General features: G+C 65.3%; 18 protein-coding genes. 10 read left to right on the top strand and 8 right to left on the bottom strand.

The window, feature by feature from the left end; translation table 11 throughout:
- Window positions 1-122: 122 nt before the first annotated feature.
- Complete coding sequence (locus JQT59_RS06575) at window positions 123-1,574, bottom strand: CCA tRNA nucleotidyltransferase (protein ID WP_213575447.1); 1,452 nt, start codon at window positions 1,572-1,574, stop codon at window positions 123-125.
- Between the two features lie 149 nt (window positions 1,575-1,723).
- Between JQT59_RS06575 and JQT59_RS06570 the strand changes: the two genes are divergently transcribed.
- The 5 genes from JQT59_RS06570 (at window position 1,724) to JQT59_RS06550 (ending at window position 10,129) form a co-directional block, all read left to right on the top strand.
- Entirely contained in the window at window positions 1,724-2,299 is a 576-nt protein-coding gene (locus JQT59_RS06570; protein ID WP_213575446.1) for an NUDIX hydrolase, read from the top strand.
- Between the two features lie 2 nt (window positions 2,300-2,301).
- Window positions 2,302-4,692, top strand: coding sequence for a DUF6049 family protein (locus JQT59_RS06565; RefSeq protein ID WP_213577461.1), 2,391 nt, complete (start codon window positions 2,302-2,304; stop codon window positions 4,690-4,692).
- A gap of 113 nt (window positions 4,693-4,805) precedes the next feature.
- Window positions 4,806-8,678, top strand: a complete 3,873-nt coding sequence (murJ, locus tag JQT59_RS06560; protein ID WP_213577459.1) for a murein biosynthesis integral membrane protein MurJ — start codon at window positions 4,806-4,808, stop codon at window positions 8,676-8,678.
- A gap of 47 nt (window positions 8,679-8,725) precedes the next feature.
- The gene (gene sigM, locus JQT59_RS06555) at window positions 8,726-9,307 is read left to right on the top strand and encodes an RNA polymerase sigma factor SigM (protein WP_213575445.1); all 582 of its coding nucleotides are present in this window, start codon (window positions 8,726-8,728) and stop codon (window positions 9,305-9,307) included.
- Between the two features lie 78 nt (window positions 9,308-9,385).
- Complete coding sequence (locus tag JQT59_RS06550) at window positions 9,386-10,129, top strand: RsmA family anti-sigma factor (RefSeq protein ID WP_213575444.1); 744 nt, start codon at window positions 9,386-9,388, stop codon at window positions 10,127-10,129.
- Window positions 10,130-10,140: 11 nt separating this feature from the next.
- On the opposite strand, the gene JQT59_RS06545 is transcribed toward JQT59_RS06550, so the two are convergent.
- Entirely contained in the window at window positions 10,141-10,698 is a 558-nt protein-coding gene (locus JQT59_RS06545) for a TetR/AcrR family transcriptional regulator (RefSeq protein ID WP_213575443.1), read from the bottom strand.
- 88 nt (window positions 10,699-10,786) lie between these two features.
- Between JQT59_RS06545 and JQT59_RS06540 the strand changes: the two genes are divergently transcribed.
- The 5 genes from JQT59_RS06540 (at window position 10,787) to JQT59_RS06520 (ending at window position 15,814) form a co-directional block, all read left to right on the top strand.
- On the top strand, window positions 10,787-11,758 hold the full coding sequence (locus JQT59_RS06540) for an SDR family NAD(P)-dependent oxidoreductase (RefSeq protein ID WP_213575442.1): 972 nt from the start codon (window positions 10,787-10,789) through the stop codon (window positions 11,756-11,758).
- A gap of 36 nt (window positions 11,759-11,794) precedes the next feature.
- Window positions 11,795-12,982, top strand: coding sequence for a 4,4'-dithiodibutanoate disulfide reductase (gene nox, locus JQT59_RS06535; protein ID WP_213575441.1), 1,188 nt, complete (start codon window positions 11,795-11,797; stop codon window positions 12,980-12,982).
- Window positions 12,983-13,090: 108 nt separating this feature from the next.
- Window positions 13,091-14,074: a thioredoxin-disulfide reductase gene (trxB, locus tag JQT59_RS06530; protein ID WP_213575440.1), complete on the top strand. Its 984-nt coding sequence runs from the start codon at window positions 13,091-13,093 to the stop codon at window positions 14,072-14,074.
- A 48-nt stretch (window positions 14,075-14,122) separates the two neighbouring features.
- Window positions 14,123-14,446, top strand: coding sequence for a thioredoxin (trxA, locus tag JQT59_RS06525; RefSeq protein WP_109334752.1), 324 nt, complete (start codon window positions 14,123-14,125; stop codon window positions 14,444-14,446).
- Window positions 14,447-14,614: 168 nt separating this feature from the next.
- Window positions 14,615-15,814, top strand: coding sequence for an N-acetylmuramoyl-L-alanine amidase (locus JQT59_RS06520; protein WP_213575439.1), 1,200 nt, complete (start codon window positions 14,615-14,617; stop codon window positions 15,812-15,814).
- A gap of 4 nt (window positions 15,815-15,818) precedes the next feature.
- On the opposite strand, the gene JQT59_RS06515 is transcribed toward JQT59_RS06520, so the two are convergent.
- From JQT59_RS06515 to yidC, 6 genes are all read right to left on the bottom strand, one after another.
- Complete coding sequence (locus JQT59_RS06515) at window positions 15,819-16,514, bottom strand: GNAT family N-acetyltransferase (RefSeq protein WP_213575438.1); 696 nt, start codon at window positions 16,512-16,514, stop codon at window positions 15,819-15,821.
- Between the two features lie 155 nt (window positions 16,515-16,669).
- Complete coding sequence (locus tag JQT59_RS06510) at window positions 16,670-17,731, bottom strand: ParB/RepB/Spo0J family partition protein (protein WP_213575437.1); 1,062 nt, start codon at window positions 17,729-17,731, stop codon at window positions 16,670-16,672.
- The gene (locus JQT59_RS06505; RefSeq protein ID WP_159926747.1) at window positions 17,728-18,741 is read right to left on the bottom strand and encodes a ParA family protein; all 1,014 of its coding nucleotides are present in this window, start codon (window positions 18,739-18,741) and stop codon (window positions 17,728-17,730) included. Before JQT59_RS06505 ends, JQT59_RS06510 begins: the two co-directional genes overlap by 4 nt.
- A 69-nt stretch (window positions 18,742-18,810) precedes the next feature.
- The gene (gene rsmG, locus JQT59_RS06500) at window positions 18,811-19,494 is read right to left on the bottom strand and encodes a 16S rRNA (guanine(527)-N(7))-methyltransferase RsmG (protein ID WP_213575436.1); all 684 of its coding nucleotides are present in this window, start codon (window positions 19,492-19,494) and stop codon (window positions 18,811-18,813) included.
- A gap of 1,740 nt (window positions 19,495-21,234) precedes the next feature.
- Complete coding sequence (locus tag JQT59_RS06495) at window positions 21,235-21,789, bottom strand: Jag family protein (RefSeq protein WP_109334759.1); 555 nt, start codon at window positions 21,787-21,789, stop codon at window positions 21,235-21,237.
- A 19-nt stretch (window positions 21,790-21,808) separates the two neighbouring features.
- Entirely contained in the window at window positions 21,809-22,918 is a 1,110-nt protein-coding gene (gene yidC, locus JQT59_RS06490; protein WP_213575435.1) for a membrane protein insertase YidC, read from the bottom strand.

Below are 22,918 nucleotides of genomic sequence, written 5' to 3'. Positions count from 1 at the left end.
ACGTCTGTCGCACCCGAGAAGCAGCGGGGTGGTGAGTCGAGAGGGGTATGGCAGCAATACCTGTGACGGGCGTCACCGCAGGTGAGCCGGTCGGGTAAGCAATTCTCACCCGTCGCCGCGGGTCAGCCCCGCTGCGACGCCCACCACGACAGCAGTTCGGCCTCCGCTTCGTCGCGGGTGAGGGGACCACGATCGAGTCGCAGCTCCTTCAGGTACTGCCATGCCTTTCCCACGTCGGGACCCGCGGGAATGCCCAGCAGTTCCATGATCGCGTTGCCGTCGAGGTCGGGGCGCACCCGGGCGAGATCCTCCTGCTCCGCCAGCCTCGCGATCCGCTCCTCGATGTCGTCGTAGGTGGCCTGCAACGCCGCCGCCCGCCGCTTGTTACGCGTGGTGCAGTCGGCGCGGACCAGCTTGTGCAACCGCGGCAGCAGCGGTCCGGCGTCGGTGACATAGCGACGTACCGCCGAATCCGTCCACTGACCCTTGCCGTAGCCGTGAAAACGCAGGTGAAGGAACACCAGCTGAGAGACGTCGTCCACCATCTGCTTGGAGTACTTGAGAGCGCGCATCCGCTTACGCACCAACTTGGCCCCCACCACCTCGTGGTGGTGGAAGCTCACGCCGCCGCCCGGCTCGTTGCGCTTGGTGTCCGGCTTACCGATGTCGTGCAGCAACGCAGCCCACCGCAACACGAGGTCGGGGTCGCCGTCCTCGAGGTCGATGGCCTGCGCGAGCACGGTCAACGAATGCCAGTACACATCCTTGTGCTGATGATGTTCGTCGATCTCGAGCTTCATCTGCGGCACCTCGGGCAGCACGTGGTCGGCCAGCCCGGTCTCACACATCACGTTGATGCCGTCATTGGGGAATTCGCCCAGAATCAGTTTGTCCAGTTCGGCGCGCACCCGTTCGGCCGTGATGCGTTCGATCTGCGGTGCCATGTCCGTGATCGCCCGATGTACGCGCTCGTGGAGGGTGAAACCCAGCTGCGACACGAAGCGGGCGGCCCGCAGCATGCGCAGCGGGTCGTCGTCGAAGGAATTCTCGGGAGCCGACGGGGTGTCCAGCACACCGGCCAGAAGCGCATCCATCCCGCCGAGCGGATCGACGAAGTCCTGCGAGCCGTCCGCACCGATCTTCACCGCCATCGCGTTGACCGTGAAGTCTCGCCGCACCAAATCGTCCTCGAGCTTCGACCCGAACGAGACGACGGGGTTGCGCGACACCCGGTCGTACGCGTCGGCCCGGTAGGTGGTGATCTCGATCTGCTGCCCCGCCTTCGCGGCGCTGATCGTCCCGAAGTCGATACCTGTGTCCCACTGGTTGTCGGCCCAGCCCGACAGCAATTTCTGCACCTGCTCGGGCCGGGCATCGGTGGTGAAGTCGAGGTCGGTGCCGAGGCGTCCGAGAATCGCGTCCCGGACACTCCCGCCCACCAGGTACAGCTCGTGGCCCGCCGCAGCGAACCTCTCTCCGAGCGGCGTCAGGACTTCGGACAGCTCGCGCAGCGTCACCGCGGCGCCGGCAAGCAGTCGCGTACGGCGCTCGTCGTCGAGAGAAGGGACAGTCACGTCCAGGAAGCTTACCGAGGTGCGCAAATAGCGGGGTATGCATGCGAGGGCGTCACCTCGAAGTTTCGATCACCACAGGACCGTCACGAAGCGTCTCGGTTGGGTGCGGCAATCAGGGAGACGCCGGGAAGGCAACTACTATCGATGGGGTGTCTGCTGCCGAACGTGCGAACAGGAGTCGCCGCAACTCGCGGCGGCGCGGCGCCGTCGGCAAACCCGCGAAACCCCACATGAGGACGGTTCGGGAAACCTCGGCGGGTGGTCTGGTGGTCAACGGTCTCGACGGACCCGGGGAGAACCTGTGCGCGGCGCTCATCGGGCGGACCGATCGGCGCGGCCGTCTGCTGTGGTCGCTGCCCAAGGGGCACATCGAGCAAGGGGAGACGGCCGAGCAGACCGCCATGCGTGAGGTCGAAGAGGAGACAGGCATCCAGGGCACGGTCCTGGCTTCACTGGGCAGCATCGACTACTGGTTCGTCACCGAGGGCAGGCGTGTCCACAAGACGGTGCATCATTATCTGCTCCGTTTCCTCGGCGGGGAACTGTCCGACGAAGACGTGGAAGTCACCGAGGTAGCGTGGGTGCCGCTCGCCGAGCTGGGGTCACGCCTGGCCTACGCAGACGAACGGAAACTCGCAGAAATCGCCGGTGAATTGATCTCCAAGATGACAACCACTCTTCCCGACCCCGATCTGAAGCTCCAGAAGGGGCACGACGCCGGATGAGAATGGCTTTTCGCCGGATCGGGGCAGCGGCATCGACCGCACTCGTGGTTGCTCTCGCTCCCATCGGCACCGGAGTGGCTGTTGCCCAGGATCCCGTTCCGCCGGTGAGCGCCGGGAGCCAGACCGTCGACGAGGATCCGGAGTTTCTCGAGCTGCACATCGACAAGGTCACCCCCAACACGGTCACCACCACCAGCGATCCCTTCGTCACGGTGTCGGGATCGGTGAAGAACATCGGCGACCGCACGGTCAGCGACGTCAGCGTGCGCCTGCAACGGGCCCCCGCCGTCGCGAGCAGCGATGCCCTTCGAACCTCCCTCACACTCGACCAGTCGCGGTTCGACACGGTCGGCATGTTCGACACGGTCGCCGAGAGCCTCGACGAAGGCCAGAGCAAGCAGTTCACGTTGTCCCTGCCACTGCGGTCGGACACCGATCCCGCACTCGACATCACCGAACCCGGCGTCTACCCCATGCTGGTCAACGTCAACGGCACCCCCGAGTACGGTGGCGCCGCGCGCCTGGACGATGCCCGCTTCCTGCTCCCCGTGTTCGGGGTGCCCGGTACGCCGGCAATTCCACCCGACATTTCCAGCCCCGTCGCGGTCACCATGTTGTGGCCGCTCGCCGACCGGCCGCGACTCGCCGCCGGAGTGCCGGGCTCGGTCACCGACCCGGTTCGTCTCGTCGACGACGAGCTCGCGACCTCACTTGCCGACGGCGGACGCCTCCACGAGTTGCTGGCGTCCGCGGAGTTCGCCACCGGTGACGCTGTGGATCGAGATCATGCACTTCGCGACAGCACGTGTCTGGCCGTCGACCCCGACCTGCTCATCACGGTCGAGAACATGACCCGCGATTATCTGGTGGTGGACGATCCGTCCGACCCCACCGGGCCTGCGCACGCGGGTACCGGCCGGGAGGCCGCGGCGGACTGGCTCGAGCGAGCCCGGTCGCTCGCCGCATCGATGTGCACCACGTCGGTGCCGTTCGCCCAGGCCGATCTGTCCGCGATCAGTGCCGTGGGGAACACCGAGCTCACTGCCGCCGCTCTCGAGGCTCCCGCCGACATCGTCGACAACATCCTCGGGGTCACCTCGCTGCGGAACTTCGTGTGGGGCGACGCCGGAGTCCTCGACGACGACACGGCACAGCTGTTACGCCGCGATCAGCCCACCACCACCCTGCTCGCCGCCAACGCCGTCGACACCGACGCACCGAGGGACAGCGCCCACGTCATCGAGGCCAGTCCGGCGCAGGCGCCGGTGCCCGGGAACGGTGAAACGACCCCCGCGGCCACCGGGACATCCGCGCCCACCGGCAGCCTCGACGCGCTGCTGTTCGATCCTGCGGTCGGCGCTGCACTGGCCGCGACCGGCACCACGCCGCAGACTCCCTCGTACACCCCCGCGCGGGCCCGGTTCGACCTCACCGACGACTCGCAGGCAGCCCGGTTGCAAGACGCCCTGGGTGCCGTGTCCTGGTCTGCACTCGAACCGGCCGTCGCCCGCAGTTCCGGGACACCGCGCTCCCTCATGGTGGTGCCGCCCCAACTGTGGACCGCCGGCGAGGACGACGCCGAGACGATTCTGTCGACGGTGTCGTCGATGATCCGGACCGGTCTCGCCACCCCCCGGCCACTTCCCACTCTGCTGGGTCGCCAACCCGGATCACCGGAGCTGTCGTCACTGGACTACCCGGACCAGGCCAACAAGGACGGGATTCCCGCCCACCACCGCGACGCCGTCGCCGAGCAGATACCCCGCATCGAGACACTGAACACGGCGCTGATCGACGACCCGCAGGCCACGCTGACCCCGGAGCGGTTCACCGCACCGCTCCGCGAAGATCTGCTGCGTTCGATGAGCCTCGCCCATCGCCGTGACGAGGAGCACGACTCGGCGAGCGAGGCATCCGACCTGCGCACCGAGCAGGTGGCCGACACCATGAACGACCTGTTCGGAGCCGTCACCGTCGTGTCCCCCGGCGGTGTCTACACCCTGGCGTCGGAACAGAGCCCCCTTTTGCTCGTCGCACGGAACGACCTGCCCGTGGGCATCACTGTCCAGCTGCAGGTAGCCGCGCCGTCCGGGATGACCATTACCGACATCGGGCCGACGCCACTGCCGCCGCGGGGCAGCCGGACGCTGACCGTGCCCACCGAGGCCAACGACTCCCGCAAGCTCGTCGTCACCTTCTCGCTGACCACGGCCGATGGGCAGCAACTCGGTGAGCCGACCAGCGTGACGGTACGGTCCAACGCGTACGGGCAGGCCTTGGCGATCCTGACAGCGTGTGCGGGCACTCTGCTGCTGTTCCTCGCCGGCCGCCGGCTGTGGCACCGATTCCGCGGCCAGCCGGATCCAGCTGACGAAGGGTACGAACGTTCATGACCGGGAACTTGCCCGACCGGGGCCAGAGGCTTCCCGATCGCTCGCATCCCCGGGTCGCACCGTGGGAGCGGGACCACTGGGCACGGGAGATTCGACCGGACGAGGCACCGACGGTGCAGTTCGCGGCCATCCGGGTCGACCCCCCGCCGCCGCCGGTCCGGGACTCGGGACCGTCGACGGCACCGCAGAAACAGAGCAACTCCCGCCTCCTCGCATCCACCGGCTCGATCGCGGTGGCGACGCTCGTCAGCCGCATCACCGGATTTGCCAAGCAACTGCTGGTCCTGACGTTGCTCGGCGGCTCGGTGGCCAGCTCGTTCACCGTCGCCAGCCAGATCCCGAACATGATTTCCGAGCTGGTGCTCGGCGCGGTGCTGACCGCCATCGTCGTGCCCGTGCTGGTCCGCGCGGAACGTGAGGACCCGGACAACGGTGCCGCCTTCGTGCGCCGCCTGTTCACGGCCACCTGTGTGCTCCTCGGAACGGCAGCGTTGCTCGCCACCGCGGCCGCACCGGTGCTCACCACCCACGTGTTCCTGTCCGACGACGGCAAGGTCAACACGTCCCTCACCACAGCTCTGTCGTTTCTCCTCCTGCCGGCGATTCTCTTCTACGGGCTCTCTGCCCTGCTCACCGCAATTCTCAACACCAGGCAGGTGTTCAAACCCGGCGCTTGGGCCCCGGTGCTCAACAACGTCGTGATGCTCACCGTGCTGGTGATCTACTACGCGATGCCGGGCGAAATCACCCTCGACCCGGTGCGGATGAGCGACCCGAAACTGCTGGTCCTCGGCGTAGGTGTCACCCTCGGTGTCGTGGTGCAGGCCGCCAGCCTCGTGCCTGCGATCCGGCGCGAAGGCATCTCGTTGAAGCCGCTGTGGGGCCTCGACGACCGGCTCAAGCAGTTCGGTGGGATGGCCGTCGCCATCATCCTGTACGTGCTGATCAGCCAGGCGGGCATGATCGTCGCCACCCGCATTTCGTCCCACGCGGACGCGTCGGGTCCCGCGATCTACAACAACGCGTGGCTCCTGCTGCAGCTGCCGTACGGCGTGCTCGGTGTCACCGTGCTCACCGCGATCATGCCGCGGCTCAGCCGCAACGCCGCCGCCGACGACACCCCCGCCGTCGTCGACGACCTCTCGGTGGCGACGCGTCTGACAATGATCTCGCTGGTCCCGATCATCACCTTCCTCACCTTCGCGGGACCCGAGGTCGGGCAGGCCCTGTACGGGTACGGCAACTTCGGTACGGGTGACGCAGGGCGTCTCGGCCAGGCCGTCAGTTGGTCCGCCTTCACACTCATCCCGTACTCCCTCGTCCTCATCCAGCTCCGCGTCTTCTACGCCCGTGAACGCGCCTGGACTCCCACCTGGATCGTCCTCGGCATCACTGCGGTGAAGATCGCACTCTCCGCACTCACCCCCCTCATCGCCTCGAGCGACGACCAGGTGGTGATCCTGCTGGGCGCCGCGAACGGCATCGGGTACATCACCGGTGCACTCATCGGTGGGTATCTCCTGCACCGCAGCCTCGGAAACCTCCAAATGGCCAACGTCGGGAAAACCGTGTGGGTGGTGGTGCTCGCCTCCCTCGCGGGCGCACTCGCCATGCTCGGCGCCGAACGCCTCCTGCAACTGGACCGTCTCACCACATTGTTCGGCGGCCCGGGTTCCCTGGCCCGAGTCGCGATCAGCGGGATCTTGATGCTCGGTGTCACCTTCGTCATTCTCTGGTTCGCGAAGGTCCCCGAAATCATGTCGATCACGGTCGCCGTCACACGCAAGATCCGGGCATTGCGCGGTCGCGGCGGTGAACCGGAACCCGAGCCCGACCCGCTCGCCGACGCCCAAACAGAACTGATTCCCGTGGTCCGCGCCACACCGCGCGACTTCGGTGGTCGCCCGCGTGGTATCGAACGACCCGGTGGTCTCCCGTACCCTGGACACGAGCGGGTCGGATCGCCGCCCGGTACGGGTCGGAGTTGGGCATTCGAAAATGAAGGAGTGAGGGTGAGCGACGACGACGTGGCCGGCAGCAAGCGAGCCGGAGGTTCTACGGTGCAAGCGTCCGAACGAAATTCGGCTGCTTCGTCGAATGGCGTCGACGCCCCCACCACCCGAATCGAATCGGAGCCCGCAACTTCCGGCAATCCGAAGACCAAGTCGGACCAGGCGACCACCGCCGACGCCGGCTCCACGACGCCACCGGCGAACGGCACGGCTAGGCCGAACGTCGCCGGCTCTGCTGCGTCGGCCGACACTGCCGTTCCGGATAAGACTGCCGTTCAGGCCGAGACTGCCTCCTTCGATGCAGGCGGTCCCGCGCGCAAGGACCCCCGGCCGACGGGTTCAGCAGCGGGCCAAGACACCAGTTTCGACACCGGCGTGATTCCGATCACTCCCGGACCCGGTCGTGATCGAGGCGCCGGCCCGCGTCCTATTCCCCGCGGCCCCAAGCTGATTCCGGGCGCCTCCGTCGCCGGTGGCCGTTACCGCCTGCTCACACCGCACGGTGGGTCCCGGGGCCTGCAGTTCTGGCAGGCCCTCGACGTCAAGCTCGACCGTGAGGTCGCTCTCACCTTCGTCGACGCCGAACAGCGTTCCACCTCGGCCGGACCCGAAGGACCGCAAGCGATCCTGTCCCGCACGCTGCGCCTGGGTCGCATCAACTCGCCCGGCCTCGCCCGGGTTCTCGACGTGGTGCGTGGCAGCTCGGGCGGCATCGTCGTCGCCGAGTGGACGCCCGGACGTTCGTTGCGGGAGATGGCCGACACCAAGCCCTCTCCGATCGGCGCCGCCAAAGCAATCCGGGCACTCGCCGCAGCAGCGGAGACGGCGCATCGGGCCGGTGGGGCGCTCTCCATCGATCACCCCGACCGCATCCGGATCAGCATCAACGGCGACGCCGTCCTGGCCTTCCCGGCCACCCTCGCCGATTCCGACTCCAGTTCCGACGTACGCGGTCTGGGCGCCATGCTCTACGCGCTCATCACCGCCCGCTGGCCTCTCGGCGATCCCTCCGCACCGGCAGGCGACGCCACCCATCGGCCGGGAAGTGTCGGTGGCATGCGGCTGGCCGACCGCGACTCCAACGGCCAACCCATCGGCCCCCGGGTCATTCGCCCGGAAGTCCCCTTCGAAATCTCGGCGGTCGCGCTGCGCTCGCTGGAGCCGAACGGGGGCATCCGCACAGCCGCCACGGTCCAGCACATTCTCGACCAGGCGTCGGTCATCAACGAGAAAACCGAACTGATCCCCGCCCTGCGGCTCGGACAGCGCACGCCCGGCGTATCCGGGCATGAGCTCGCCGACCCCGAAGCCATCGAGGCGGAGAAGAAGAAGTCCAACAGGATGCTCGCCGCCCTCGTCGGACTCGGGGTCGTGACCATCATCGTGTTGGCTCTGCTCGGTTTCTGGCTTGCCACGTTCTTGACCGGAAGCAGTTCGGATGCTCCGCTCACCGAGCAGGACTTCGGCCTCACCACCTCCGCCGAGCCGCCTCCGGGCGCCGCCGCTCCCGCTGCACCGGCACCGCCGGCCAACGTCGCACCGGTCACCCCCGCGTCGGCCACCGTGTTCTCGCCGCAGGGCACACCCGACTCCGCTGCCAATGCCCGGCTCGCCATCGACGGCAACACCGCCACCGTGTGGAGTACCGACTCCTACTTCCAGCCGTTCCCGGCACTGAAGAACGGTGTCGGCCTGATGATCACCTTGGACGAGCCGGCCAACCTGTCCAGCGTGTGGATCAACTCGCCGACGCCCGGCACCAAGGTCGAGATTCGGAGCGCCCCCTCGGAGGAGCCCACCCTTGACCAGACCCAGGTCATCGGCTCGCAGGTGCTCGGTAGCGGTGTCACCGAAATCCCCGTGACATCGGAGGCGCCCACCACCAACGTCCTGGTCTGGATCACCGGCCTCAGCACTTCCGGGGGCAAGAACCAATCCTCCATCGCAGACGTGGGATTCAACGCCACGACGTAATCGGCTCCCGCTGCTCGTGGCCCGGCGTTCTGAGCTAACATCCGCCGGTGCGCATCTTCCGGGGGGTCGCCGAGGGCGGACCCTCGGATGTCGAGTTGCTCGCTGCGCATGTCGCCGGTGATCCACACGCCTTTGCGACGTTGCTCGGTCGCCATTACGACCACCTGTGGCACGTCGCGACGCGCACCAGCTACACGCGCGAGGATGCCGCGGACGCACTACAGGAGGCATTGCTGTCGGCACACCGCAATGCGGGCTCCTTCCGACGCGATGCCGCGGTCCGGAGCTGGTTGCACACGATCGTCGTCAATGCCTGCCTCGACCGCATCCGCCGGAACAAGGCCCGCCCTGCGGTGTCACTGTCGGCCGACGAGGACGACGAGCCCCGGGACGTCCGCGATCGGGTCGCCGAGCTCGAGATGAGCCTGGTAGTCGATCGTGCATTGGCGCAGCTGCCGCCGGACCAGCGGACCGCGATCGTGGCGGTAGACCTCGAGGGTCACTCGACCAGTGAAGCCGCCAGGCTGCTCGGTGTTCCGGAGGGCACGGTGAAGAGTCGATGCGCGCGTGGCCGCAAGAAGCTGGCCGCTTCTCTCGAATATTTCCGGGACGAGGGGAACCGATCATGATCCTGTGGCGTCAAACTCTTATAGGAGCGCAGGACTGTCCGGCCGGTCGGGACCGAGCGGAATCGGTGAGGAGGTGTCATGGCCACTGATGATGTCGGCTCTTCGGGTGAGTTGCCGGCTCCGCCGTACTCCGCCGATCTGCTGTCCGATCTTCACGCCGGAGTGCTGCCCGAGTCCGTGAGTGAGCGCCTCTGGCCCCTGGTGCGGAACGATCCACAAGCTATGGAGGTCATTTCCGCGCTCGACAGGGTCACCGAGCAGCTAGGGGCACTGGGCCGCGACCATTCCGTCGCGTCACCGATTCCCGACGACGTGGCCGACCGCATCACTCGGGCACTCGCGGAGGAAAGGGAGTCCTCGGTCTCTCGAGTGGTGCCCCTCGCGCGGCGCAGAAGGTGGGCGGCTGTGGCGGGCGGCGCACTGGCCGCGGCCGCTGCGGTCGTGGTGGCGGTCGCTGTCGTCACGCCGACGAGCAATCCCACCGATCCGCCGATTGCTTCTCCGAGCACCTCCGAAACTTCATCTGGTCCAGCGGTTCTCGAGCTGGACGCCGACCTCGACGCCGCGCGTCTCCTCACCGTGATCGGATCCCGCCGACTGGGCGCGCTCGAGAACCCGGAAGTCCTCGCAGAGTGCTTGCGCGCGAACGGAATCGAGCCGTCTCGTACGCTCCTGGGGTCGGGGGAAGTGCGGCTCGACGGCGCCCCCGGAGTACTCCTCCTTCTTGCCGGGCCTCAGCCACCGCAGATCACCGCTCTGGTTGTGGGAAACAGTTGCAGTGCCACGAATCCGGCCACCATGTCGGTCACCGATATCGGTTGAGCGACAACGAATCAGGTCGTGCCGTGCGCAGACGGAACGAGTAGTTCGAGAATTTTGGCACGCAACTCGGGCGTGTCGTCCTCCACGGCGATCAGACTCGCGAACATCGCGGCACCAGCAGCGAGGACGAGAAGGGCCTTTGCGGTGCTCGCCTCAGCCTGATCACCGTCGAACAGGCGGGTGCTGGGCCTGCTGAACCCCTGCCACAAGGCATTACGCAGTTCGGCGTGATCCCGGATCGCGGCGAGGAGGCCGGGAGTTGCCGCGCGAACCTCAGGCCGTGCGAACAGCTCGGCACTGCCGGTCACGACCCACCGAATCCAGCCTTCCCGATCGGTGCCCTCGAACGGCGTCAGGTCGGGGGTGGCACCGAGAATGGCGTCGAGCACGAGATGCGCCTTGGACGGCCACCGCCTGGTAATCGACGCCCTGCTCACCCCGGAACGGGTGGCGATCGCCCGCATGCTCAGTTGCTCCCACCCGGACTCGACGAGCATCGCGCGGGCCACGGCCAGCACGTCGGTGTCGATGCGCGGGTCACGGGGTCGTCCTGTTCCGGTGGCATTCATCAGCTCGAATTGTGGGACAAAAGCGCCGTCCTCGCTATATCGTACCTAATACGAGACCACTGGCATCGTAATTCGACAGGACGGGCACATGAAGATTGCGGTCACGGGCGGCACCGGTTACGTCGGCGCTCACACGACCCTGGCGCTGCTCGCCGACGGCCACACCGTCCGCCTGCTCGTCCTTCCACACGAGTCGATCGACGCTGTGGTGACGTCGGCGGGGGACGCCTCGGCTCGGATCGAAGTCGTAGTCGGGGACGTCCGCGACCGAACGTCCATCGACCAGCTGCTCGACGGGTGTGACGCACTTCTGCACGGTGCAGGGGTCGTGGGCACGGACGACCGGCGTGAGCAACTGATGTGGGAGGTCAACGCTCAGGCCACCGCCGCCATTCTCGTCCGAGCCGCCTTCCTCGGTCTCGACCCGATCGTTCATGTCGCGAGTTTCAGCGCGCTGTTTCCGTCCCCTGATCCCGTGATCGGGCCCGACAGTCCTACCGCGGCGGGACGCAGCGCGTACGGGCGGACGAAGGCGGCCGCCGATCGCGTCGCCCGTGCTCTGCAGGACGCCGGAGCACCGGTCGTCATCACCTATCCCACCAGTGTGGTCGGTCCCGGCCTCGAAGGCACCAAAGGTGTTACCGAACAGGGTTGGGCCGTCCTACTGGGCAGCGGGGTAGCTCCGCGGTTCAGCGGCGGCATGCAGATGATCGACGTGCGCGATGTTGCCGATGTCCATGCCGCCGTAATGCAGCCCGGCCGCGGACCTCGGCGTTACGTCTGCGGCGGCGAGCTGATCGAGTTCAATCACCTCATCGACATCCTCGAACATTCATCGGGACGACGACTGCGCCGGATCCCGCTGCCCGGGGGAGTTGTGCGGTTCCTGGGACGGCTCGCCGATGCCGTCGGCAAATACACCGCGGTCAGCGCAGGCTTCAGTTACGAGGCCGCCTGGCTGCTCACTTCGGCCACTCCCACCGACGACTGCCGCACGCGCGACGAACTGGGTCTGAATTGGCGTCCGCCCCGAGACGCCCTCGCCTCGACGTTCGCCTGATCGCAGCCCTCACCTCCTCGCCCGAAGGCAGACACAATGACCACTCCGACCGACCGGCGCACGATCTGGGAACCCGCCCGTCTCGGCCCCCTGACCCTGCGCAACCGCATCATGAAAGCCGCCACCTTCGAAGGAGTCATGCCTCGCGGGCAGGTCACCGACAAGCTCGTCGAATTCCACGCCGAAGTGGCCCGTGGCGGCGCCGCGCTCACCACCGTTGCCTACTGCGCCGTCTCACCCGGCGGACGGGTTCACGCCAACACCCTGGTCCTCGACAAGGCCACTGTTCCCGGACTTCGGCGGCTCACCGATGCCGTCCATGCCGAAGGAGCGCTGGTGTCGGCGCAGATCGGGCACGCCGGGCTGGTCGCGAACACGCTCTCGAACCGCACGAAGACGCTGGCCCCGTCCACGCGCCTGAGTCCGCCCGCCATGGGACTGGTGCGTGGTGCCACCCATACCGAATTGGATCAGGTCGTCGCGGACTTCGAGAACGCTGCACGGGCGGCCGTCGACGCCGGCTTCGACGCCATCGAGGTTCATCTCGGCCACAATTACCTGCTCAGTTCCTTCATGAGCCCCAACCTGAACAAGCGAACCGACGAATACGGGGGCAGCCCCGAAAGGCGGGCAGCCTTCCCACGCCGCGTGGTCGAGCGGATACGCCGCGCCGTCGGCGACACGATCGCCGTCACCGCGAAGTTCAACATGACGGACGGTGTTCCCAAGGGATTGTGGCTCGACGAGAGCCTCCGCATCGCTCGACTCCTCGAACGGGACGGGCATCTCGACGCGCTGCAACTCACCGGCGGCAGTTCCCTCCTCAACGGAATGTACTTCTTCCGCGGAGAGGTGCCGATGGCCGAATTCGTTGCATCACAACCGAAATTGGTCGGGTACGGTCTGAAGCTCTACGGACCCCGCATCTTCCCGACCTACCCGTTCGAAGAAGCGTTCTTCCTGCCGATGGCTCGCCAGTTCCGCGAAGCGCTGTCCATGCCTTTGATTCTTCTCGGGGGAATCAACAGACTCGACTCCATCGACACCGCACTGGGTGAAGGGTTCGAGTTCGTAGCGATGGCCCGCGCACTGCTCCGCGACCCGGACCTCGTCAACAAGTTCCGCGATCAGCACGTAGCGGAAGGCCTGTGCATTCACTGCAACAAATGCATGCCCACCATCTACACCGGCACCCGCTGTGTCATCCGGGAGACTCTTCGCTGATCAGAGGCCCGTGGGGGAGCGATAGGTATCACCTACAGTCCGGGAACAACACCCTTTAGTCTGGTGTTGATCAATTCGACTGTGCACGCTCCCTATCGGAAGGCCCGCATGACCACTCCATCGACGGTTCATGAACTCATCATCGTTGGTTCGGGACCTGCCGGATATACCGCAGCCGTCTACGCGGCGCGGGCGGAACTCGAACCGCTGCTCTTCGAGGGCACCCAGTTCGGCGGTGCTCTGATGACGACGACCGAGGTCGAGAACTTCCCCGGATTCCGGCAAGGAATCATGGGCCCCGACCTGATGGACGAGATGCGCGAGCAGGCCAAGCGCTTCGGCGCCGACATCCGTACCGAGGACGTCGAGGAACTCGATCTGACCGGGCCGATCAAGAAGGTCGTCGTCGGTGGCGAGACCTACCAGGCACACGCGGTCGTACTCGCAATGGGCGCGGCTGCCCGATACCTCGGCATCCCCGGCGAGGAGAAGCTCCTGGGCCGCGGCGTCAGCGCCTGCGCCACCTGTGATGGCTTCTTCTTCAAGGACCAAGACATCGTGGTCGTCGGTGGTGGCGACTCCGCAATGGAAGAAGCGACCTTCCTCACCAGGTTCGCCCGCAGTGTCACGGTGGTCCACCGCCGTGAGGAGTTCCGGGCCTCCCGCATCATGCTCGAGCGCGCCAAGTCGAACGAGAAGATCCGGTTCGTCACCAACGCAGAACCGATCGAGGTGCTCGGCGAGAACAGCGTCACCGGTCTGGTCGTGCGCGACACCGTCACCGGTGAGCAGTCCACGCTTCCCGTCACCGGAATGTTCGTGGCCATCGGCCACGACCCGCGCAGCGAACTCGTCAAGGGTCAGGTCGACGTCGACGAGGCCGGTTACGTACGGGTGCAGACGCCGACCACCGCGACCTCGCTGGACGGCGTCTTCGCTGCCGGTGACCTGGTAGACCACACCTACCGTCAGGCGATCACCGCAGCCGGCACCGGATGTTCCGCGGCCATCGACGCCGAGCGTTGGCTCGCCGAGCGCGGCGACATCACCGCGAACACCATCGCGGCCGCCGGTGCACCGGTCGACGCCTGAGTTGTCCACGATCGTCCAAGTTTTATCCGTCGAGTAAGGGGATTTCCCGTGTCGAACACCGTCACCATCACCGATGATTCGTTCCAACAGGATGTGCTGGGCAGCGACAAGCCTGTGCTCGTCGATTTCTGGGCTACCTGGTGCGGCCCGTGCAAGATGATCGCTCCGGTGCTGGAGGAAATTGCCGGCGAGCACAGCGACAAGCTGACGATCGCCAAGCTCGACATCGACGCGAATCCGGGTGCCGCCCGCGACTTCCAGGTGATGTCGATCCCCACGCTGATCCTGTTCAAGGACGGCAAGCCGATCAACACCATCGTCGGCACGAAGGGCAAGGCTGCGCTGCTGAAAGAGCTGGCCGACGTTCTCTGATCGACACCTGAACAGCCTGCCCGATTCCCGATTTTGTGGGAATCTCTGAGACAATCGATCGATGTGCTCCTGTCGCATCCGCGAGCGGGACACATCGATCGACTCGTTTGTAGAGAGCTGTGCTGTAGTGATACACACGGCCGTGGAATCAGACTGAGAGGCCCGAACATGCACCGACTCCGTCACGGCGACCATGGTCCGGCCGTCGCTGAGATTCGGGGCACTCTCGCCGGTCTCGGGTTCCTCCACGACGGTATCGCCGACACTCGCCGCGACACCAACAATGGTTCGCACTGGATTGCGCCCGACGCCGTCTTCGACCACCACCTCGACAGCGCCGTACGGGCCTTCCAGCAGCAACGTGGGCTCCTCGTAGACGGAGTCGTGGGTCCGGCCACCTATCGGTCCATGAAAGAGGCGTCCTACCGCCTGGGCGCACGCACACTGATCTACCAACTGTCTGCACCCCTGTACGGGGACGATGTCGCCACCTTGCAGACACGGCTGCAGGACCTCGGGTTCTACGTCGGCCGGGTCGACGGATTCTTCGGACCGCAGACACACGAATCGCTGTCGTCGTTCCAGCGGGAGATCGGGATCGCCGCCGACGGAATCTGCGGCCCTGCCACCCTCCGTTCCCTCGAGTTGCTCGGTACCCGGGTCACCGGTGGTTCGCCCCACGCGATGAGCGAAGAAGAAATGGTCCGCAGCTCCGGTCCACAGCTCAGCGGCAAGCGCATCGTGATCGACCCCGGTCTCGGTGGGGACACCTACGGCACGATCGTCCATTCTCCGTATGGCACCATCTCGGAGTCGGACATCCTCTGGGATCTCGCCAGCCGGCTCGAAGGCCGGATGGCGGCGACAGGGATGGAAACCTTCCTGTCCCGACCGCATCACGCGAACCCTTCGGACATCCAACGCGCGTCCACGTCGAATGCCTTCGACGCCGACCTCATGATCTCCCTGCGATGCGACAGCAACTCCAGCCCCGCTGCCAACGGCGTTGCAAGCTTCCACTTCGGCAACTCGCACGGTTCGACGTCGATGATCGGCCAGGTTCTCACGGGCTTCATCCAGCGGGAGATCGTGGCGCGCACCCCATTGCAGGACTGCCGGACGCACGGACGCACCTGGGATCTGCTCCGCCTGACCAAGATGCCGACCGTGCAGATCGATCTCGGCTATCTCACCAACCGGTCCGACGCTGCTGTCCTGTCCAATCCGCGGGCACGTGACGCGATCGCGGAGGCCATCCTCATTTCGGTGAAGCGTCTGTACCTGCTCGGGCAGGACGATCAGCCCACCGGTACGTTCACCTTCGCCGAGCTGCTCGCCGAGGAACTGTCCTCTTCTGAACGGTCCTGACCCGTCAGCGCACTCCGACCGGGGTGCGCTCACCGATGTCGACCATGCTCACCGATGCCGTATGCAACAGGCGTTCCAGAGCAGCCTCCACGTCTTCCTTCCACCCGTGGTCACGATTCAACTCGAGCCTCAGCCGAGGGAACCGGTGGTGTGGAGCGACGATCTCGAACCCATTGTCTTCGAGAAACTCCGCGGGAATCATGCATTCCGCGGGGGAGCATTCCATGGCCGCGGTCGCCGATGCGATGCCGGAGTGGTCGGTATCGCTCGACCCACCGTCTCGAATACCGAAGGCCTCCAGGGCGCGGACACCGCGCCTCACCAGATCAGCGACCACCGCCTGAATGAGGGTGGCACCCAGATTTTGTTCTTCCCCGGCGGGCTCGAGTCGCAAGCTGGTGAGAAGGACGGCATCGGCACCCACCGGAGCAGTCGGCAGAAGCTGCGCCCGAGGCACGGTGCGTGGGGGAGCGTATAGCGCGCTGCCGACCGGTTTTCCATCCATGACGGCGACCTGACCGCAGGAACCCCACTCGAGCATGACCATCGACAGCCAGGCTTCCTTCTCGAATTCCTGGTCACAGAATCCACGCGAACTATGGATGGCCGCGGGATCCATCTCCCAGAAGACGCAACGACGAGCGTGGGCGGAGAGCTTGTCCAGGCCGTCGAGGGTGAGCGACGTGACGTGAGTCGACACTGGCTAGATCAGCCTCCAAATGTCACTACTACAAGTCATGTGTTGTCCTCTGATCTTCACTGCTCGTTGTCCCCGCTGATCTGCCCTCGAGATGCTGTCACCGGTGCTGTCACAGTGACGGATTACCCGCGGGTGCTTCTACCTCGCCCGGACGGTCATGAATCGGCTCGTTGCGCCTCCATCATTCCGACAATTCGCTGCAGATCGTCAACCGAACCGAACTCGACGACGATCTTGCCTTTGCGCTTACCGAGGCTGACGGTCACCCTGGTATCGAAGGAGTCCGACAGCCGCTCGGCCACGTCCTGAAGCCCGGGCATCTGGATCGGCTTCCGGCGTTGCGGAGGCGTGATCTGATCGTCGTTGCGGTTCGCCAGGGTGACCGCCTCTTCCGTGGCGCGGACGGACATGCCCTCCGCCACGATTCGAGCAGCCATCACCTCTTGTGCGTCGGCACCGGCCTCGAGGGACAGCAGTGCACGGGCGTGTCCTGCGGACAGCACTCCCGCGGCCACGCGGCGCTGGACGGGAATCGGAAGCTTGAGGAGGCGGATCATGTTGGTCACCACGGGGCGGGACCGACCGATCTTCGCGGCCAGTTCCTCGTGAGTCACCTCGAACTCTTCGAGCAGCTGCTGATAGGCGGCCGCCTCTTCGAGCGGGTTGAGCTGCACCCGATGAATGTTTTCAAGGAGGGCGTCGCGGAGCATCGCGTCGTCACCCGTCTCACGGACGATGGCCGGGATCGTGTCGAGTCCGGCTTCCTGGCCGGCCCGCCAGCGGCGCTCACCCATGACCAGTTGAAACTTGCCGTCTTCGACTGGGCGCACCACGATCGGCTGCATCAAACCGAACTCGCGGATGGAGTGCACTAGTTCCGCCAGCGCCTCGTCATCGAAGACCTGTCGCGGCTGCTTCGGGTTGCGCACGATCAGGTTCGGGGCGATTTCCCGGTACACCGCCCCGGTGGGGGAGGGGAGGGGTTCAGCCCCATTCGTAACCTCTCCATCGCCGTTGTTTCCCGTGGATGCAGGGGCTCGGTCGCTGTCGGAAGGTGATGTCGACGAGTTCGGGGTGGGCTGGGCGGGGATGTGACGCTTGTCCGTGCCGATCACTACATCGGCGGCAGCAGTGCCCAGTCCGGGTGCCGTCGTGGGACCGGTCGGAATCAGCGCCGCCAATCCACGGCCGAGTCCACCCTTACGCGTCTGACTCATCTCTGCTCCTGCTTCGTGATCTGTGCTGTGCGCGCTGCGAGTTCACGTCCCGCGTCGAGGTAGCTCATCGCGCCACGTGAACCGGGGTCGTAGTCCAACACGGTCATCCCGTATCCGGGCGCTTCAGAGACTTTCACACTTCGGGGGATGACCGCGCGGAGGACGGCGTCTCCGAAGTGGGACCGGACTTCCGCTGCCACCTGGTCGGCGAGCTTCGTTCGTCCGTCATACATCGTCAGTAGCACGGTCGAGACATGCAGGTCCGGGTTGAGGTGGGCTTGCACCAACTCGATGTTCCGCAGCAATTGACCGACGCCTTCGAGCGCGTAGTACTCGCACTGGATCGGAATCAGAACTTCCTTGGCCGCGACCATCGCGTTCACCGTCAGCAAGCCGAGCGATGGAGGGCAGTCGATGAGGATGAAGTCGGCGTCGATATCTCGGAGCGCTTTTTCCGACAGCGCCCCCTTCAGCCGGCCCTCGCGGGCCACCATCGACACCAGCTCGATCTCGGCGCCGGCGAGGTCGATAGTCGCCGGGATGCAGAAGAGCCGCTCGTTGTGGGGGCTCGTTTGGATCGCCTCGGCGGCGGTCACCTCACCCAGGAGCAGTTCGTAGCTCGACGGGATACCCGAATGGTGGGCCACTCCGAGGGCGGTGCTGGCATTTCCCTGGGGGTCGAGGTCGATCACGAGGACCGTCAGGCCCTGCACTGCGAGAGCGGAGGCGAGGTTGACCGCACTGGTGGTCTTGCCGACCCCGCCCTTCTGATTGGCGATTGTGAGAATCCGGCGCTCCGGCGGTTTGGGTAGCGTCACGGAGTGGGGGTGGAGTACCTGACTGGCTCTATGCGCGGCCGCGCCAATGGGAGTCTCCTCGGCGGAGATGCCGTTATACGGAGCCGTGAATCCGTCGTCTCCGTTTCCCGAGCTCGTCGCGTGGTCGGATCGATGTTCGGTTTCACGTGAAACTGTTTCACGTGAAACGGCGGATTCAGGCCCACCCGACATTGATTACTCCTTCGATTGGGAATCGCTCGTTACTCGACATACTCACTCCGCATCCGTCGCCCGAGTGTCTCATCGGCGCTGACGGCGTTTCGGTACACGCTCTGCCCGAACCACCACGGTAGGAACCGGAAGAAGACCCACTCCACATTCCACGATGTCCAGCTTGCCAGCACCCAGCCGAGTCAAAGCGGCACGGTCGCGGTCGATCTCGTCGGCCGCGCTCGAACCCTTCAGTGCAAGCATTCTCCCATGCTCGTGGATCAACGGCAGCGACCACTTGGCCAACTTCTCCAACGGTGCCACTGCCCGCGATGTGACGACATCCGCGCCACCGGCTTCTTTCACCACGCCAGACTCTTCCGCACGACCACGGACAACCAACACATCCAGACCGTTGGATTCGACGAACTCCGCAAGATACACCGACCGTCGCAACAGCGGCTCGACCAATGTGATCCGCAAGTCAGGGCGGGCAATTGCCAACGGAATACCGGGCAATCCCGCTCCGCTCCCGACATCCACCACGGACTCGCCCTCAGCGATCAACTCACCGATCACTGCACAGTTGAGAAGGTGCCGTTCCCACAGCCGAGGAACCTCTCGTGGCCCGATCAGGCCACGCTCTACACCGTCACTTGCCAGAGACTTGTAGTACCGCTCCGCGATGTCGAATCGTTCACCGAACACCTGGCGAGCCGCCGCTTGTTCGTCCCAGTCGGCCGGCTTCTCACCATTCGGTTCCACGTGAAACATCCTCCCGCGAAGAGCTCATCTTCTACAAACTCAGCCTCTCCATTATCCGCCCTGATTCCCGACTGCGTCCCCTAACACCCACCCGCAACGCCGAACAGTGTTTAGACCGCCACACCCTCGGTGGGGGAGGGGAGGGGCACCGTCGGCGAAACCCCGCCACCGGACGGACAACAGACGATCAGCGGGCACGCAATGAAACGTGCGCTCCCGCCTTGCCCCACGATCGAGAGGTTGACCTCTTGCGAGGCATCCGCTTCCGTGTGCGCTCGGGATGCGGTTTCTTGCCGAGGGTTGTGTCCGGCGCTCGGACACACGTCGGACCCCCTTTCATGCTTCTCCAACGGGCCATATCTCGGCTCGTGTTTCACGTGCAACATGCGGACACGCTCTCGGGATCGTCGCCGACTTCACTGCGGATCGCACGCCCGGCCCGGCCCGGCGAAGTCCATTAGGACCCGCGGCGCATCTCTGCGTCGAACATCAGCCCTCGACGCAGATGGACGCAGTGACGCCGGTTCCACGTGAAACATTGACTAGCTGCGGCGGACCTTGCGTTCCGAACTGTGAGGGTTTCACCCGATTTGGGCGCGCTGCCGGGAATGAGCGCGCTGCCGGAAACCGATGTACCCGTTCGGCGGCCTGAAAGCTACCGCGAAGAAGCTCGCCCGCCTCTGTGCCGGCGCAGGTGGCCCCGAGTTCAGGCATTCACCACAGGGCGGCCGACGTGTGGGGGTTGGCCGAGGTCTCGTTCTCGAACGCGGCCGTTGGGCAACTCCCTTGGTGCGGCGTCAGTCCGAGAATCATCAACGGCCACCATCGGTGGTTCCACGTGAAACATCGCTCCCGGGTGCCGACATACATTTTAAACCGATCGGCTGACGAGACCGCCGACACAGGGGTCATATCGTCGCCATCCAATCCTGCCGCTGCTGCCGCCACTATCGCTGCATCTCCGATTGCCTGACGAATCCCGAGATGCGCCCATTGCGGCGCGTCGACAGGGGCGACTCGGAATCATCACAGTGACGAAACTCCCAGGGGTGGTTGGATAGCCGGAAACCGACCCCAAATTTCGCCAATTTTCGTAATGGCACCGCCCGTCTCACCTGAACCGAAGGAATCCCGGACCGCCGACCGCTCGCCGCTGGGTCCAAAGGCCAGCACCGAAACCAGCCTCCTCCGACGCTCCAGGCACACACCTTCGCGCGCTTCGATCGAAACGAGCATCACGATCACGCGGTCGTGCGCAGTCGGCATCCTCGGTGGAAGTGTGGCACGGCGCAAGTAGCCGAGCTCGCTGCAGCGAAACTCAATCGACCGGAACGCCTGTCTCTCGCCGGTATCGCCACCGACGTCGCTCGGCCCCAGGCCCTAACGCGCGTGGCACCAATCCTTCGTCGAGCGATGACCACAAACGCCGACTCGACGAATGGACGATTCACCGGTTCCGGTCCAGGAGGAGTTCGCAGAATCGGCAGTCGCGGACGCCTCCCTCCCACCGAGCCGTCCGGACGGCCGTCCAGGCCATCACGTCCAGTGCACGCGCGAGGGCCGTGGATCATCACCATGTCTTGCAGTGAGTGACTGTGGCACATTGCCGTCCGGCCGACGACTCAGGCCGGGGGAGGGAAGGGGCTGGTGTGTTTCACGTGAAACGAGAGACACCGACCACCGTTGCCGGAACGGAGAAGGCGGGCCCAAGGTATCCCTGGGCCCGCCTTCGAAATGTAGTGTGCTGAGTCAGTCCTTGATCACGACTACGCGACGCGACGGCTCGGCGCCCTCACTCTCGCTGGAGACCCCAGCGACCTTGGCAACAGCGTCGTGCACGATCTTCCGCTCAAACGGGGTCATCGGAGTGAGCTCCTCCCGTTCGCCGGTCTCGAGCACGCGGCGTGCTGCGGACGCACCCAACTCGGTGAGTTCCGCGCGACGCCCGGCACGCCAACCAGCGATGTCCAGCATCAGTCGGCTGCGTTCACCCGTTGCCTGCTGCACAGCAAGGCGTGTGAGTTCCTGGAGTGCGTCGAGTACCTCACCTTTGCGGCCGACCAACTTGGTGAGATCGTCACCCCCGTCGATACTGACGACTGCTCGATCGCCTTCGACGTCCAGATCGATATCACCATCGAAATCGAGCACGTCGAGGAGCTGCTCGAGGTAGTCGCCGGCGATCTCGCCTTCCTCGATGAGGTAGTCGTCAGAATCGGAGTCAACCTCGGTGTCCGGGTTCTGCGTCGGAGCAGTCACGTCTGTCTCATCTCCGTCCACTGCGATGTCAGGCTCAGTAGCCATACTCGTTCTCTTTTCTGAATCAGCGCCGCTTGCGCTTAGGGGACTTTCCGCGGTTCGTCTGAGGTCGGGCACCGGGTTTCGGCTTCGACGTACCCGTCGGTGAACCGTCACCGCTCACAGTTCCCGTCGGCTGTTCGGAGGCGTCGTCTTCCACCACTCCGTCGACGACCTCTGGTTCGCCCGGGGCTCCGTCTACCGCAGCCTTCTTCTTCTTCGAAAGATTGGGGCGTGCACCGGGCTTCGGGGCGTTCTCCGCTCGACGAGCCAGCGCTGCCTGCTTCTTCTCTTCCTCTTCCGCATCGATCTTCCGGAAGACGATGTGCTGCTGTGCGTAGGTCCAGATGTTGTTACTGACCCAGTAGAGAAGGATTGCGATGGGGAGGAAGGGGCCACCGACAAGGACGCCCAGTGGGAAAATCCACAGCGCAAGCTTGTTCATGATCGCGGACTGCGGGTTCGCGGCGGCCTCAGGGCTCTGTCGAGCGACGGAGGCGCGGGAGTTGAAGTGCGTCGCAACGCTCGCGATGACCATGAGCGGGATAGCGACCGCTGCAATGTTCAGCATGGTCGGGACCGGACCGTAGATCGCGAACGCCTCGAGCTGATCCGACGGGGTGGTGATCGCAGCCGAAATCGGTGCACCGAAAAGTCGGGCACTCAGGAAGGACTGGACGTCCTCGACGCTGAAGAAGTAGTTCGGCGTGTTCGCGTTGTCCTCGACCGACATGCCGAGCTGGCCGAAACCGGTGCCGGTGCGGTTGAACGACCGAAGAACGTGGAACAGACCGATGAACACAGGCGCCTGAGCAAGCACGGGTAGACAGCCCATGATCGGGTTGAATCCGTGCTCCTTCTGGAGCTTCTGCATCTCGACGGCCTGCCGCTGGCGGTCACCTGCGTACTTCTTCTGCAGTGCCTTGATCTGCGGTTGCAGTTCCTGCATCTGGCGCGTGGTACGCACCTGCTTGACGAAAGGCTTGTACAGGATGGCGCGCAAGGTGAAAACGAGGAACACCACGGAGAGGGCCCACGTGAAGCCACTGTCCGGTCCCAGGAAGGGAATCGCCCCGAAAACCTTGTGCCAGACCCACAGGATCCCGGACACCGGATAGTAAATGAAGTCGAGCAC

Origin of the sequence: Rhodococcus sp. USK13 (assembly GCF_018343855.1) — a bacterium.
In the GTDB taxonomy this organism is placed as follows: domain Bacteria; phylum Actinomycetota; class Actinomycetes; order Mycobacteriales; family Mycobacteriaceae; genus Rhodococcus_F; species Rhodococcus_F oxybenzonivorans.
This window is presented reverse-complemented; position numbering and strand designations above follow the sequence as displayed.

Excerpts from the sequence above, each read along its gene's own strand:
- JQT59_RS06565 (WP_213577461.1), top strand. The coding sequence starts at position 2,302 with ATGGCTTTTCGCCGGATCGGGGCAGCGGCATCGACCGCACTCGTGGTT.
- JQT59_RS06550 (WP_213575444.1), top strand. The coding sequence starts at position 9,386 with ATGGCCACTGATGATGTCGGCTCTTCGGGTGAGTTGCCGGCTCCGCCG.
- JQT59_RS06545 (WP_213575443.1), bottom strand. The coding sequence starts at position 10,698 with ATGAATGCCACCGGAACAGGACGACCCCGTGACCCGCGCATCGACACC.
- JQT59_RS06540 (WP_213575442.1), top strand. The coding sequence starts at position 10,787 with ATGAAGATTGCGGTCACGGGCGGCACCGGTTACGTCGGCGCTCACACG.
- nox (WP_213575441.1), top strand. The coding sequence starts at position 11,795 with ATGACCACTCCGACCGACCGGCGCACGATCTGGGAACCCGCCCGTCTC.
- trxB (WP_213575440.1), top strand. The coding sequence starts at position 13,091 with ATGACCACTCCATCGACGGTTCATGAACTCATCATCGTTGGTTCGGGA.
- JQT59_RS06520 (WP_213575439.1), top strand. The coding sequence starts at position 14,615 with ATGCACCGACTCCGTCACGGCGACCATGGTCCGGCCGTCGCTGAGATT.
- JQT59_RS06510 (WP_213575437.1), bottom strand. The coding sequence starts at position 17,731 with ATGAGTCAGACGCGTAAGGGTGGACTCGGCCGTGGATTGGCGGCGCTG.
- JQT59_RS06505 (WP_159926747.1), bottom strand. The coding sequence starts at position 18,741 with ATGTCGGGTGGGCCTGAATCCGCCGTTTCACGTGAAACAGTTTCACGT.
- rsmG (WP_213575436.1), bottom strand. The coding sequence starts at position 19,494 with ATGTTTCACGTGGAACCGAATGGTGAGAAGCCGGCCGACTGGGACGAA.
- JQT59_RS06495 (WP_109334759.1), bottom strand. The coding sequence starts at position 21,789 with ATGGCTACTGAGCCTGACATCGCAGTGGACGGAGATGAGACAGACGTG.